The 13,652-nt window shown below is 58.0% G+C and carries 14 protein-coding genes, 1 tRNA gene and 2 pseudogenes; 12 read left to right on the top strand and 5 right to left on the bottom strand.

Annotated elements, in window-relative coordinates; all coding sequences use genetic code 11:
* The first annotated feature begins 101 nt into the window (after positions 1-101).
* A tRNA-Thr gene (locus B4968_RS22835) sits at positions 102-177 on the top strand.
* Between the two features lie 79 nt (positions 178-256).
* Here the strand turns inward: B4968_RS22835 and B4968_RS22830 are convergent.
* The 4 genes from B4968_RS22830 to B4968_RS22810 form a co-directional block, all read right to left on the bottom strand.
* The gene (locus B4968_RS22830; protein ID WP_083101458.1) at positions 257-1,483 is read right to left on the bottom strand and encodes a site-specific integrase; all 1,227 of its coding nucleotides are present in this window, start codon (positions 1,481-1,483) and stop codon (positions 257-259) included.
* 340 nt (positions 1,484-1,823) lie between these two features.
* On the bottom strand, positions 1,824-2,120 hold the full coding sequence (locus B4968_RS22820) for a hypothetical protein (RefSeq protein ID WP_083101457.1): 297 nt from the start codon (positions 2,118-2,120) through the stop codon (positions 1,824-1,826).
* Entirely contained in the window at positions 2,110-2,391 is a 282-nt protein-coding gene (locus B4968_RS22815; RefSeq protein WP_083101456.1) for a hypothetical protein, read from the bottom strand. The genes B4968_RS22820 and B4968_RS22815 overlap by 11 nt, the downstream gene beginning before the upstream one ends.
* A gap of 168 nt (positions 2,392-2,559) precedes the next feature.
* Positions 2,560-3,195: an XRE family transcriptional regulator gene (locus B4968_RS22810; protein ID WP_083101455.1), complete on the bottom strand. Its 636-nt coding sequence runs from the start codon at positions 3,193-3,195 to the stop codon at positions 2,560-2,562.
* 292 nt (positions 3,196-3,487) lie between these two features.
* Between B4968_RS22810 and B4968_RS22800 the strand changes: the two genes are divergently transcribed.
* The 4 genes from B4968_RS22800 (at position 3,488) to B4968_RS25020 (ending at position 6,150) form a co-directional block, all read left to right on the top strand.
* Positions 3,488-3,811: a hypothetical protein gene (locus B4968_RS22800; protein WP_083101454.1), complete on the top strand. Its 324-nt coding sequence runs from the start codon at positions 3,488-3,490 to the stop codon at positions 3,809-3,811.
* The gene (locus tag B4968_RS22795; RefSeq protein WP_083101453.1) at positions 3,808-4,053 is read left to right on the top strand and encodes a hypothetical protein; all 246 of its coding nucleotides are present in this window, start codon (positions 3,808-3,810) and stop codon (positions 4,051-4,053) included. The genes B4968_RS22800 and B4968_RS22795 overlap by 4 nt, the downstream gene beginning before the upstream one ends.
* 17 nt (positions 4,054-4,070) lie before the next feature.
* Positions 4,071-4,700 (top strand): hypothetical protein, encoded by a 630-nt coding sequence (locus B4968_RS22790; protein ID WP_241525937.1) that lies wholly within the window; start codon positions 4,071-4,073, stop codon positions 4,698-4,700.
* Between the two features lie 187 nt (positions 4,701-4,887).
* Complete coding sequence (locus B4968_RS25020; RefSeq protein ID WP_241525936.1) at positions 4,888-6,150, top strand: hypothetical protein; 1,263 nt, start codon at positions 4,888-4,890, stop codon at positions 6,148-6,150.
* 88 nt (positions 6,151-6,238) lie between these two features.
* Here the strand turns inward: B4968_RS25020 and B4968_RS22775 are convergent, their stop codons facing one another.
* Complete coding sequence (locus B4968_RS22775) at positions 6,239-6,877, bottom strand: thermonuclease family protein (protein WP_161492663.1); 639 nt, start codon at positions 6,875-6,877, stop codon at positions 6,239-6,241.
* A gap of 738 nt (positions 6,878-7,615) precedes the next feature.
* Here B4968_RS22775 and B4968_RS22770 point away from each other — a divergent pair.
* The 7 genes and pseudogenes from B4968_RS22770 to B4968_RS22745 all read left to right on the top strand — a co-directional run.
* Positions 7,616-9,244, top strand: a complete 1,629-nt coding sequence (locus B4968_RS22770) for a hypothetical protein (protein WP_139793007.1) — start codon at positions 7,616-7,618, stop codon at positions 9,242-9,244.
* Positions 9,234-10,232, top strand: coding sequence for an amino acid ABC transporter substrate-binding protein (locus B4968_RS22765; protein ID WP_139793006.1), 999 nt, complete (start codon positions 9,234-9,236; stop codon positions 10,230-10,232). Before B4968_RS22770 ends, B4968_RS22765 begins: the two co-directional genes overlap by 11 nt.
* Before the next feature lie 556 nt (positions 10,233-10,788).
* Positions 10,789-10,866: pseudogene (locus tag B4968_RS26445) on the top strand (DUF8602 domain-containing protein); the annotation flags it as partial.
* Positions 10,867-11,025: 159 nt separating this feature from the next.
* Entirely contained in the window at positions 11,026-11,700 is a 675-nt protein-coding gene (locus B4968_RS22760; protein ID WP_083101448.1) for a hypothetical protein, read from the top strand.
* Positions 11,700-12,356, top strand: coding sequence for a terminase large subunit domain-containing protein (locus tag B4968_RS25480; protein WP_083101447.1), 657 nt, complete (start codon positions 11,700-11,702; stop codon positions 12,354-12,356). Before B4968_RS22760 ends, B4968_RS25480 begins: the two co-directional genes overlap by 1 nt.
* A complete protein-coding gene (locus B4968_RS22750) occupies positions 12,286-13,461 on the top strand; it encodes a terminase TerL endonuclease subunit (protein ID WP_161492662.1) in 1,176 nt (391 codons plus the stop codon). Before B4968_RS25480 ends, B4968_RS22750 begins: the two co-directional genes overlap by 71 nt.
* Positions 13,458-13,652 (top strand): annotated as a pseudogene (locus tag B4968_RS22745) (phage portal protein); the annotation flags it as partial. The gene B4968_RS22750 and the pseudogene B4968_RS22745, both read left to right, overlap by 4 nt.

Raw genomic sequence — 13,652 nt, 5'->3', positions numbered from 1 at the left:
CTGCCTGTGCCAATCCTTTGTGGGGCGCGCTGGCCTTTTTTCATTTAGCTGCATTTTCTCCCTTGCACAGACCGTTCAATGCAGCTAATTCCCCGCTCGAAGCCCCTATAGCTCAGCTGGTAGAGCAACTGATTTGTAATCAGTAGGTCCGCGGTTCGAGTCCGTGTGGGGGCACCATTAAATCAATAGCTTAGCAGATCTGGTGTTTCGAGTTGGAACATTGTTGGAACGTGTTTGTTTCGGCTATGATCCAACTTTATTGTGACTGTCTCAATCGAACCACATTGTTCGCACCATCAGATCGACCGCGGGAATATCTGTCGGTCGTGGATACTTCCTTATGCTGGGCCGCATCGCGAAGCATATATGGGTCCGCACCAAGACTTTTAGCTTCGGTCATGGCACCTGCACGAAGATCCATCATCCAGATATTTTCCGGAATACCTGCTTTCTTTCTTAGGCGCCCCCAGGCATGGGACCATCCGGTGACGGTGTAGGGCAGGTCACCGCTTCTCTTTGAGAGAATCACTGGCCCAACGGGTTCAAGTGGTTGGATGTTGAGCAAGCGCCTCCGGATCTCGGGAACTGACATCAGATCGAATCGATATGGCTCGGGCATGGACTTGCGCGTTTTGGAGATCAGTTTGGTCATGGTAGTGAGGTTGGCGTCGAACATGTCCCATGTCAGACCGTCTTGCCACCGTTTGCCGTTTCGAATGATACCGCCTGCGGTCTCGTCTGTTTTGAGCCATTGGCCGCGCACATCAACGGCACGTAGGGCGAACTCGAACTGTATCATGCTGCCGAGAGCATCGGGCTCCCTTCCTTCGCTGTCAGCGGCTTGGATCAGGGCGTAGACTTGCTCTCTTGTGGGGGAGACTTGCCGGGCAGATCCGTTTTCAAACCGCATTTCCGATAGGATGTCCGCCACCTCTCGTGCGGCGTGGATTTTCAGGACTTTGCCGTAATTCGACACCCTGCGGAGGGTGTTGAAAAACCGATGGATATATGAGGCCGACCGGCCTTTGGCCTCCATGGCTTTTTGAATGGTCTTGATAACTTCATAGTCCATGTCTTTGATCACTGTTTGACCGATGACTTGTTCGAGCTTCCCCAGCTGCTGAATGTATCCGGCCCTGGTGTTTGCCTTTACGTCCTGAAACGGGGAGAACTCATCTGCCTGATAGCGGGCGATCAGGTATTTCCACGTCCCTGGATCCATCCTGGGCTGGTCCTGTTCATCGTACCATTTGAGCATGTCCCTGGTGAGTTCACGGCAACGGAACGCGCGGTTGGGCTGATGTTCATCGCTTGCCCACCCGGCAGGTTCGAGTTTCAGTTTTGATATCGCATAGCCTGCTTTCACGTACTTTGGAGGGCACTTCCACTGTGCATACCTGCGTTTAGGGTTCTTGCCGCTCCAGCTAATTCCTGGCGCATAGAGCGGATCTGAACCGTCCCATAATGCCTCTTTAAATCGCATTGAGATTGACCTTTGTTGTGGGTTTCTGGCTGCCGACAGCAGCGATCTGGTTCGCTCAACTGTCGGCGCCGGTTTATCCAAGCATCAACATCAGCTTTCACATAGAGATTTGTAATTCGGTCGACTTTTGGAAAGCCATCGCTTTCCAGCAGTTCTCGCCGTTGCCTGAACCTGTTGAGGGTCCATCCAATCCTTGCGGCGGCCCATTTGATGGACCCGTTGAGGCTGATGTTTTCCATTGTGGGGTCCGCCATCGAGGCTTCCTTCTTTTTGATTTTAGGGGGCGTGAGGGTCTCCTGGGAGTGACAGCTCGATGCTTCCGGGCCTGAAAGTGCAGCGCTCACGCCACCTGTGCTTGAAGTGACCCAGGCGAATGATCGGCCCCGGCGCTGGGAGGCGTATTTGCGGCAATGGCCATCCAGGCTGAAAGTGCTGCGTGGCCATCGGGGCCGGACGTGCAGATGCCCAAAAGCTCGGCCCGGTGGGTGAGGTTTTCGGGCTCCCACCAGTCCTGCGGATCGTCGCTAGGCGGCGTAATAGTGCCGCCGAGATCGAAGAACCGCAGGAACTTGTACAGGCCATGGTGCCTTTGCAGATCCAGTGCGGCTGCATGAGCTGTGAGGTTGTCAGGCTGCATAGGGCGGCTGACCGGAATAGCCCTTCGTCTCAATCAAGTCGCGGACGCGTTGACCGACGCGATCAAGCGTTTGGTCTATCGGTTCTGGAGTTGGGGCGGGTCGGTCGACCAAGTGCTGCGGCTGCAGGCGGGCTGGGTCAAACCCTTGGCCGCGACCTGCCTTCAGTGCGGCCCAGGCGGCTGCAAACTGTGCGGGATCATCGATGTAATACTCGGGTGATCCAGTGATTTTGCGGGCGTTCCGCAACGTGGTGCTTTTAAAGTTCTGCATTCAATCCTCCATCGGTTGATGGGGTTGAGGTTATTGTAGGAAAAAACCTACGTCAATACAAATATAGGAAATAACCTACGTAGCATGCTGCGAGCTGCGGCACCAGTGGGAGGAAGGGCGTGCTTTTGAAATGGGGGGGAATTCAATCGACCGCAAGCCATGTTGTGCTCAGGGCTTAACAACAAGCTCAGAAGGCCAGTGCAATCTTACCCGAGCTGCCCACCTTAAACGCTTGTTCCACATGGTTGTAGCGCCAGGGTTCAGAGAGATCAGGTGGAAAAGGCCTGGCTCGTCTCCTGGTTTGATCTGCTTGACCCAGCCCAAGCCCTCTTCGCACTCGCAAACGCATCGGTGACCAACAACGTCATTGGGGACACCTTCGTGTGTTGCTCGGGTGTAGAAGAGCAAATCACCAGCGGAATAAACAGGTTCCATACTGTCGCCTTCGATCTCGACGGCAACAATCCCATGTGGAGATAGTCCAGGTGGGCATTCGACTTGAGGCCCATCCCCTTTCTCATAGCTATCAAAAACGGGAACTTGAGCGCCCGCACCGACTTTGCCAGCGATCGAGATAGAAGGGCGTATGGGGGCTGTTCCCCCGACTATTTCTGAGATGTCTACGCCTAGGACTTCAGAGATTTTCAGAAGATTGGCGAAGGTTGGATTTTTGGTCTTTCGGGTGATGATATCGCGGACACCTGTTGGGCTCATACCAGCAGCAAGCGCGACAGCGCGCGGGTTGGAGCCCTGTTCTTGCACGAGGCGTTCGATTCTGTCTGCGATCATTTGGCTAGTGTCCATGTAGGTAATATCCTACATAGTCGCATTTCGCGCAAATAGGATAAATCCTCTTTACTTCGTGGGATAAAACCTACACCCTTGCAGGCATGATGATGTCTGAATTCAAAAGTGAAATTGAACAGCACCTTGTTCGAGCGAGCATTTCGCCGTCTCGGTTCGGTCGCGAAGCAGTCAATGATCCCAGCTTTGTATATCGGTTGAGAAAGGGTGGCGAATGCCGCCCAAGTACAATCGAAAAGGTGCGAGCTTACATGGTGCCTGACTCTACGGCGCCAAAATCGGAGGCGGTCGCATGAGCCGCCCCCGTCTGACCCTGATTGTGAGCAATAATCTGTCATGTGCCGAGGCTGGCACAGACCGGGGGCAAAGCTCTTGGTCAAATCAGTTTGAGCCCTATCGGCTCAAGTCTGAGGCACCGGATCTGTGGTCCAGCTACTTTCGCGCCCGGTTCAACAGCCCGCGCGAGGTGGCGCTGTTCTGTGATGTCAGCTTTCAAACGGCGCTGAACTGGTGGGCAGCGGTGACTGCCCCGGCCAGCCATATCGCACTGCTGATGATCATGACCGACCCAGAGGCTCCGGGCTTCTTTCACAGACAGATAGGGGCGGCAGCATGAATATTCAGACGCAACGCATCGCCTATCAGATCTGGTGGATGACCCGCGCAACTGCGGGCGATTGTACCCTGGCGGATCTGGCGCGCTTTACCGGGGCCAGTGCCAACACATGCCGCAACATCTGCATGCACCGGGGCTGGGGCAACCGTTACCGGCGCCGGGTGACGGATCGGCGCAGGATGGCTCCGTTTGAGGCTGCGCAGGCCTGCGAGGTCTATGACCTGGTCGAGGCCTTCGTCTGATGGCGGTGGCGCATCATATGCAGCCCGTCAACATCAGCGATCTGCCGGACTATCCGCTGTCCTGCAATGACCGGCTGGATAGCCATTTCTTTATGGCCTGGGAGCGGCGGCGCTGGCTGGCCTCGGGTATGCGTCTGAACGCCACACCGGAATGCCGCGCGCTGTATTTTGATCTGATCAATATTGCTTATGACAACAGCCCGGTCGGCACTCTGCCCATGGATCAGAACATTCTTGCCAAGCTGCTGATGGTGGATTCGGGGCACTTTGGCTCACTGTGCAAGCTGGACTATGGGCCGCTGTACAAATGGGAGCCTTGTCGCTGTGACAATGGCGACATCCGGCTGATGCACCCGATGGTGTTGCGCAGCCTGTCGGAGGCCATGGCCCGGCGCGAGGATCACCGGGCCCGCAATGATGCGGCCAATTCCGCCAAGCGGCTGCAGCGGCTGCGCATCACGGTGTCGGGCTATCACGCCGATCTGGCCAAGAATGATGCCGCCATCCGTTGGATGGATGAATGGTTGGTCAAAGAGGGCTGCGAGTATCGAGGTGCCGCCTGGATCGAGCGGGGGATGCAAGCCTGGTCAAACCACATCTTCGACCTCGGGCGGGCAGGGGGGGCATTCCCACAAAAAGGTGCCTGAGACACTGTCCGACAGTGTCCATCAGTGTCCGGCGGACAGTTCAAGACAGTCTCGGACAGTCTCAGACTGTCCTGCACGACATAGACAAAGACAAAGACAAAACATGACAGCAGGACGGTTGCGCCCCAGTTGCAGCGCCCAGCCTGTGGATAACTCGGACATGCTGAGAAAGAGGAAGAGCAGAGCAATGGATGCCAAAGAACAGGCCGAAGGTGAGCGCCGGGTGAAAGAGCAGCTGAAACGGTTGGGGCTGGCCAAGCCGTCCAGCCTGACGGTGGCGCAGTTTGACGCCATGGTCGCGGATCTCAGCGGCAAGCTGGCCTATATGTCGCCGCTGAACCTGCAGGCGCTGGCAGAGCAGGTGGCCAACATGCCAGGCGGCAAGGAAAGGGACAGGTTCCCGATCGCGGCCAAAATCCTTGGCTGGGCCGCCGAGATCCAACCGCCGGCCGATGACGCCTCGCCGTTGTTTCGCGCGGTTTTTGCGCATGCGCTGGGGCAGCGCGCCCTAGTCGAGGGCTGGGCGCCGGAATTGCTGGGGGAATTGCGCCGGGCTCGTGTTTGGCCGCGCGACTATGATCTGCGTCTGGTGCAGGAGCGCGCTGCCGAGGCCCGCCGTCGGATTGCCCGATTGAATGAGCAGCTGCGTCGGGGTGACGTGCTGAGCAGTCAGGACCGGACCTTTCGCCAGCGCCGTGACCAGGCCGGAGGCCAAATGCCGACGCATTGCGGCCCTGGCAGCGGAGATCTCGGCATGAAGGATTTTGTTGTGATCGTCGCGCCAGATGGCGCGGCTCGCCTGGAGGCGGAAGCCGCGCGTGTTGCGGTGGCAAAAGCCCGCGGGGCTGTGCCGGAGGAATGTGGCGACGCTATCCCCAATGCGCCTGCACGGGGAGCGTTTCGGGTGTTCCAGCCGACCAGGCTCTATCCGGATGGGGGCGATGGCTATGTGGCCAAACCAGCCGGGTATCGCGGCAGGTCCGCCATCCAGCGTGCTGATGTCTTTGACCGGATGGCAGCCAGTTCCGCGCGCAGCAAAAAGCTGATGCCGCTGACACCCGCGCAGGTTGCCATGGGGCGCCACTACCGCGATCTGGTCGAGCGCCATGCCTGTGCAGGGCTCAAATGTTCCTCGATCGAGGCAATCCGGTCGGGCGGCAGCGGGCGAGGCGGCGACTTTATGGATGCAGTGCTGCGCGACCGCGAAGAGATCGAGCGCCTGCGGCTTCGCATTGGGACAAGATCCGCCATGGTGGTGCGCCGGATCCGCCCGTCCAAGCGCAGGTCGCGGACATCGATCCGTGATCGTCGGCTGGTCGATATGGTCTGCTTGGAGGATCTCGGGGTGACCGAGGCCCTTAAGGCGCATGGCTGGTCCGTCTACGGCCTGACCGTGCAAGCTGCCTCAAAGGCTTTGGGGCAGGCTCTCGAACGAATGAGCAGCCGCTAGCATATCTATCAAAGCATTCCGCGTTTAGCTGCCGACAAGATGGTTTCGTCAACGGCAGCTAAGCGCAGAGAACGCCCCTTGGAAACCGTTACCTTGACCTAGCAGGGCGCCACCCTTCACTTGCAGCCTCGGCCTCATCGCAAAACCATCTTTCTCCTGCTGCTTCGTCGATCTTCGTTCGCGAATAGTACTTCGACCAGGGGGCATGATAAATGCGCTCTCCGTTTCTGGCGATATTGCCCTTGATTGGACATCCTTCACGAGGGGAAGCAGCCGCAGCGCGCGCCCACCGGTCAGCTCGATAGTCCGCAGGCGTTTGTGGTTCCGCACCATTATGCCAAATGCCTAAGCCGGAACGACGGGCGGCCTGCTCAAACGGCACATAGTCCTGAGAGTATTTGGAAAATGCCCAGGCGAGCCCCTCTTTGACCAAAGTTGGGCCGAGCTGGATCCCTTTCACTTCGCAGGTCGCTACCAGGCGTCCGTAGGGATCCACCTCTAGCAGTGAGCAAATGGTAAAACGCCCTTCTGCCAGTTCGACAAGTCGATTTACTGCAGCTTCATCGCAATGCCAGGATGGCAGATCTGGGCGTTCACAAAGCTGCCCCGTCTCAGGCGCGTCGATACCATGCAGGCGGACCAGTGCGACCCCCACTTTCAGATTATCGCCGTCAATCACACTCGCCTTGCCCGAAAGAGTCGCCGCTTCATCGGCAAAAGCAAACATGCCTCCCAAAAGTGTTGCAGACAGTAAGCAGATACACTCACCTAGAAAACGCTGTCCTCTTGATGCCATCGTCTTTTGCCCGCCCAGTTTTCTCACAGCCACCCGGCCGCATAAGATCATCAAGATGGAACCAAGGCCAGACGTGCCAGCCCATGAAGGTTCTTTGGACCTTAGAACCAATGGCAGCTCTGCGCAGGAAGCGTAGTTTGCAAAGTTGATTTCAGTTTCTTAGAACGGCTAAATCTCGAACCGTATCTGTTCGCCTTGCCGGGTGATCAACCCCACTTAGGCGGTCTTCTTTCCGCTCTTGGACAAGCTACGCATATCGGGGTAGTTCCAGCCCGCTGCGTCCGGGAGCAGCGTCAAAAGTTTTCGGATAGTCAAATACATTGCCCCCAAAAGGCCCCCAAATATTCTGCAGTCTTGGTCAAGGCTATATGGTGCGTTCCCACGGCGATCACAGCCACTGGTTGAAATTTGTGGTGAGTTCAGGTATAGAAAAGGCAGATAATTATTGATGAGATGGAGGTTTTATGCAGTTTTTACCAAGTATTATTCTCGCCGCCGTCATTCTCGGGACCTCTCTCTTCACCTCGTTTTCAGCGCAGGTCCCCCCGCAGTACAGCATCGAAGTGGCCTCTTGCGACCCGCAGGTCCGTCGCTGCGATTGAGTTTTCTAGAACGTTTTTTTGATCCGCCCCGCCTTGCGACAGGGCCCTTTCCAGTATGGTTATTCTTATGAGCGATACCCTGGCCTACTTTGTCATGTGCACCGTCGGCGCTTTGATCCTACTGATTGAGGCGCATCGACAGTTTTCGACCCCCACCAAACTCAACAGCAAGAGTGCGTTCCGCATTTTGGACAATATCGAACTGGAAGATCTAGCGGCACGACGGGTATTGCTGCGTGGCTATCTTTTCTACATGGCGCTCTATCTGATGGTCTACCTGCTGCTGTTGACCTGTGTACAACTAGGCGACATAGCGATGATCGGCGGCGAGAAGAACGGCGCTCAGGGTGACCTGCCTTTCGGATCAGTCGACGCCATTTTTTTGGACCGTGAGGGCATGGCCCGGCCCATCTACATTACGCTGGCACTGATCACTCTGCTCTCAACCGGCTGGGCGAGCCGGATCGCGCAGGTTCTACGCGCCATTGCCCACCGCCTTGCCGGGATCCCCAGCAGCATCTTTCGCACGGTGACGCGGTTGAACCGGCTGGATCTGACCGAGCCCGCGCTGAGCCCGCACCTGCCCCGCACTCGGTCTTACCTAGACCGCTTTCCGCAGGCCACCGGCGGCGATGCCCCACAGGAAGATCGCTACATCATCAAGGGGTTGCGGGAGATCGATGCCCTCGCCGAGCCCATTGTGACTCCGCTGCGCAACATTGTCTTTGCGCAAGAGCATCTGAACACGCTGTCATCACTACTCGAAAAGCAAAAGGAAAACATGGATGCTCTCGACGCTGAGTTGGAGAGCGAGTTCACGGACAAGACAACGCTGCTCAACCGTATCGAGCAGGAAAAGCGTAACCTGCAGGTGCTATTTTCCGTTCTGTACTTCAAGGATCCGAACGTGCGCCCGCTGGTCAGTCACCCGCCGACAGCCTTTGTCCTCGACGCACTCAACAATAAGCCCCGCGACCTCGTGCTCAACGCGCTGGCCGCAGGCGCCGTGGCGGTGTTCTTTACCGCGCTGCTGGCCGGGTTCGGCATCGAAGTGTGGGTCAAGAGCAGCATTGACGGCGTTTCGCTGTTCTCGCTGTCGCACGAAGAGTACGCCTATCGCGCCCGCAAGGCGCTGACCCTCTCGTTACAATCAATGATCATCTTTATCGCCGTCTCCATGACGATCCATACTATCCGAGGATTTCGAATGAGTGAGGGGCGATACCGCAGTTACACCTTCCAAAACCTGCCCTACAGTCGGCTCTTACAACTCTCGACTGCAGGCGCACTGGTTGGTGTGCTCGTTGGCTCATTCGTGTTGTCCCTGCCGGATTTCGTCGCCGCCACGGTAAAAAACGGCTACATCCTCGTGTGGTCTACCGCCGTCGAAAGCCTCAGCCGCGCTCTGGGCGAGGCGTTCATGTACGGCGGCGCTATGGTCTTTGTCGCCGCTACCGTGCTGTTGGTCGCCGATCAGCACGACAACCTGCCGGCGCTCCAAACCTGCCTAATCGCCGTATTCGGGGCCTGCGTGTCCTCCATCGTGTTTCTAATGTTCCTCATCGCCGATCCTGGCCATAGCCTCGTGGACGCTCTGAGGGACGGAGCGATCTTTGGTGTGATCAGCTTGGCATTTCTGCTGTGTTTTGCAACGATTGTCGAAACCGGAGAAGGACGGATGAACGATGTCGTATAAGAGCAAGACCCCAGTCAAAGTCTGTATGCGCGCGATGCTGGCGGGCGTAATAGCCACCGCGATGCTTCTCTCTCTGGAGGCGGGGGCACAGGAAATCGTGGTGCTCAAAGTCGGGGTACGCGCCGATGCCGCCCCCTTCTCCTACCGCGCGTCGGCCAATGATCGCACCGACCCCCAAAGGGCGCTTCCCGGCCCACTCTATCGTGCTGGATATCGTGGCTATATGGTCCAGATCTGCGATGCTGCCTTTCGCGAGCTTCAGCGTGACATCGCTCTTGAAATCGAGCCTGTTCCCGTGGATACCGTCACTCGTTTTGGCGAAGCTCAGGTCGCTTGGCATGTGCTCTGTGATCCTGCCTCAATCACGCCCAGGCGGCTGAGAAACCAGATGCCGACTGTCCCAGTCTATCTGTCGGGGATCGGATATGCTACGACTGCGGAGATACCCAAGGGCATCCTCTGTCAGTCCGTCGCGGGCATCGCCGACAATACCACCGCCAGCCATGCAGGGATCCGAGCGGTTGCAAACTCGGGTGAAGTCCCGCGATGGAGGGATCTGTTGTTGAGCGCGATCGAACCCGGCAGCCGCGCGCACAGCTTATCTGTCGAATGCGAGCAGAACACCGCCGAGGTGGTGCTGACCAAACGCAGCCACGCCGATCTCGCCCGAGCCCTCTGTTCAGGAGAGATTATCTACTACATTGGAGATCTAGAGATTGTGCGCAAAAATCTTGAAGCGTTTCCAGACTGCCGCTACGAGCTTTCCGACAGCACCTACCGGGATGAGCGCTATACCATCTTCACTCGACAGGACGGGCTTAATGATGCGGGGCGCGCGGCGCTGGCGCGGTTTCGTGAGACCGTTGCCGCGCAGGTCCTGCAATCCGACAGTTCGCTGTTGGATGCCTATGACGTCTACCTCACACCCGTCAAACCATCGCGCAAGCTGGCAGCCTTCTATTGGTCGTTGATAGGTCGCTTCGAATAGCGTGGCGATGGGCTGACGATCAGCGACGTCCGTGGGACGAGGCGGCCTGACACGGCGAGACATGCAAGTCTCGGAACCGACGGTCCATGGGGACTGCCCGCCCCGCTAGGGTAACCTGATAAGCGCAGGTCCGAGCCCGGGCATGCCCCCTTCAGCGTATCTTCCAAAATAAAGTTTTACGGCTGGGCAATGGTACATGCTATCGCAGTATAGTGGGCCTGCCTTTGGGTTCATGAATGGCTGCGTTTGCCATGCTGTGGTTGGATCCATGATGCGCAGCGAATGACCGGAAGCCGCCATTACTTCGGCACCCAGTGTCGTGTTGTGCTAGGATCGAATGTCGCATTTGGGCTGGGAGCAGCCCTTTGAGGGCTTGTATCGGTACCGTTCCGGCACCTTCGGAGAAGCGCCGCTCACAAAACCCTCTTGACGCTTAACTCACCTACATGCGATCAGCTATATATCATCACGAAATGCGCCCACGGGAAACCGGCGGGCGTTTTTGCGTTGTATCACCTGACATTGGCCAAGGGGCGCGGGATGCCCGAAGAAACCCTGCGCGCATCCAGGCTGTTTCCGACTGATTGAGGTCGGGACGGGCTATTGCGATGCGCATGCGCGATCGGAAAAGCAGGACCGGGACCGACCATCAGAGGCGAAGCGGCGGACAAACCGACCCAGCCGCAAATGGTATGCGAGCAAGGCCTGGCGCGGCAAAGGCGGTCGGCGCCTGCAGCAGCTGGTTGCAGAGCCGCTGTGTCGGCTTTGTCCGGATCATTCAAAGCAACTGGCCATGGTCGCGGATCATGTGGTGCCGCACCGGGATGACCATGGGTTGTTCTGGTTTGGCGCGCTGCAGTCGCTTTGCAAGAGCTGTCATGACGGCAAGAAACAGCGGGCCGAACGGCGCGAACACCGGGAGGGGGGCTTTCAAAGTCTGGGCCCTCCTGACCTGAAACCGGCGGGTATAATGCGATTTCCGCGCGCAAATTTAAGGGGGGGGGGGTATGCACCACACTGGGACGGACATTCAGAACCTGGGGTTGATCTGCTTGGTGGCTGGCCACCTCATTTTGACGAGGTCGAGCGGTCGCATGGCGAAAGCCTGCTGCGCTATCTGAAGCGTGACGGGCTGATTGATGAGCCGGTCTTTGGCCAGGTTGTGCGCTACGCAGTTCACCGCGCCGCGTTTGATCGGCTATCGGTCTTGATTGTGGATGAGGGATTTGATGCGACAGAAGGGAATTACCTATCGGGTCTTAGTCAGCAGAGAGCATCTCAAATCAACCAATTGAAGGCACTTGAAAAAGAGCTTTTAGGCACGCCCTACGTGCGCGCCAAGCAAGGCCAGTCCAGTCAGACCTCTTTCATGGGCTTGTTGCAGGAGCCATCGCCAGAGGGCGGCGGTCAGGATGGCAAGGTGGTGACGCCATTCCGCCCCATGACCCGTAAGGGGTCGCGGTCCTGATGTTGGATGCGTCATTCTCAACGTCTGTGACCCAGCGGGGTCTGGACTGGGCAGAGGATGTGCTGGCGGGCAAGGTGCCGTCCTGCCGCCGGATCCAGCAGGCCTGCAAGCGGTTCAAGGCCGATCTGAAGCGGGCGGGAACGGATGCCTTTCCCTATGTGTTTGATGGTGAGGCCTCGGAACACATGTGCGCCTTTCTGGAAGCGCTGCCGCATATTGAGGGCGCATGGGCGGCGCGCGGGGAATGCCTGACTCTGCTGCCCTGGCAAGCGTTCATGATCAGCCAGATTGGCGGCTGGCGCCATATGGCGACGGGGTTGCGCCGGTTCCGTACGGCCTATGTTGAGGTGCCGCGCAAGAACGGCAAATCAACCCTGCTGGCGGGAGTGGGGCTGTATTTTCTGGTGCCCGATGGCGAGCCGGGGGCCAAGGTCTACTCGGCTGCGGCCTCGACCCATCAGGCGCGCATTGTCTTTGATGCGGCGCGCGATGGGTCGATCACTGGCGAGGCCGAGGGGCAGGGGCTGGATGAGCTGCTGGGCCTGACGGTAAGAACACAAGATCAAGACGCAGGATCCGGCAGCGGTGTTCCAGCCGATCGCCAGCCAGACCAAATCCAAGGATGGCAAAAACCCGCATTGCGCCTTTGTCGATGAGCTGCACGAACATGATAAACGCGATGTTTGGGATTCAATGGCCTCGGCCCTGGGGGCGCGGGAGCAGCCGCTGCTGATTGCCATCACCACGGCGGGCTACAACACCGGCGGTATCTGCTTTGAGCAGCGCAAGTATCTGCAGAGCCTGCTGGATGGCGATCGCAAGAATGAGCGCTACTTTGGCCTGATCTTTGAAGCCGATGAGGGCGATGAGCCCAGGGATCCGGCAACCTGGGCCAAGGCAAACCCCAGCCTGCATGCGGCGAAGTCGCTGGAATACATGCAGGACGAATGGGAAAAGGCAGCAGCCAGCCCGGCGGCAATGGGAGAGTTCCTGCGCAAGCATCTGGATATCTGGACCAGCGTTGGCGCTGCCGCCATCGATATGGATGCCTGGCGGGCAAGTCAGGATCCCAGCATGCAGCTTGCGCAGTATGCCGGGCGCAAAGCCTATATCGGCGTTGATCTTGCCACCCGCAGAGACCCGGCCAGCGTTGTTCTGCTGGTGCCAGATGGCAAGTTGTTCCGCCTGTTCAGCTGGCATTTTCTGCCGGAAAAGGTGGTGGACGCGCCGGGCAATGAGCACCTTTGGGGCTGGAAGAACCAGGGGTTGGTCTTCACCACGCCGGGGGCGGAACTGGATCTGAACATTGTCGAGGCGCTGGTGCTGCAGCTTTCTGGGCTTGGCGATGGCAGCTGGGGCTGGTCGGATGTGCCGGCGCTCGATGTGGAGATGGTGGTTTATGATGCGGTTTTTGCCGCCCAGATGGCGGCCAATTGGGAGAAAGCCGGGATCACCGCAGTAGAGCTGCGCTCGCGGGCCTCGAACCTGAATGAGCCGTTTAACAAGCTGATCGCCAGCGTCGAGGATCACCGCGTGGTCAATGACGGCAATGAGGTTCTGACCTGGATGGCGGGTAACACCCTGCTGAAACAGGTGCAGGGTGGCGACTATATCTATCCAACCAAACAGGTGCCTGAGGACTCCATTGACGGAATGATCGCCACCATGAATGCCATCTGGCCGCTGTGCCAGGTGCCCGAAGACACCAGCGACGCCGACCGTCGCAATAGCTTTTTTGCAGCACTTGGAGCCACGACATGACCCTTATAGACAAGGCGCTGTCTGCCATTGGGCTGCAGTTCAAATCTGACAGCACCTCAGAGGGCAATGTCCAATGGGCCGATGGCCGCAGGTCCGGCGGCAGTGCCGGCAATGCCGGTGAGGTGGTCAGCGCGCATCCGTTGCACCAGGTGATCTATGAGAGCCCAAACTATGACCAGACGGCGCTGGAT

The organism is Pseudophaeobacter leonis (assembly GCF_002087335.1).
Taxonomy (GTDB): Bacteria; Pseudomonadota; Alphaproteobacteria; order Rhodobacterales; family Rhodobacteraceae; genus Pseudophaeobacter; species Pseudophaeobacter leonis.
The sequence above is the reverse complement of the archived record's forward strand: the minus strand, read 5'-3'. Positions and strand labels throughout refer to the sequence as shown.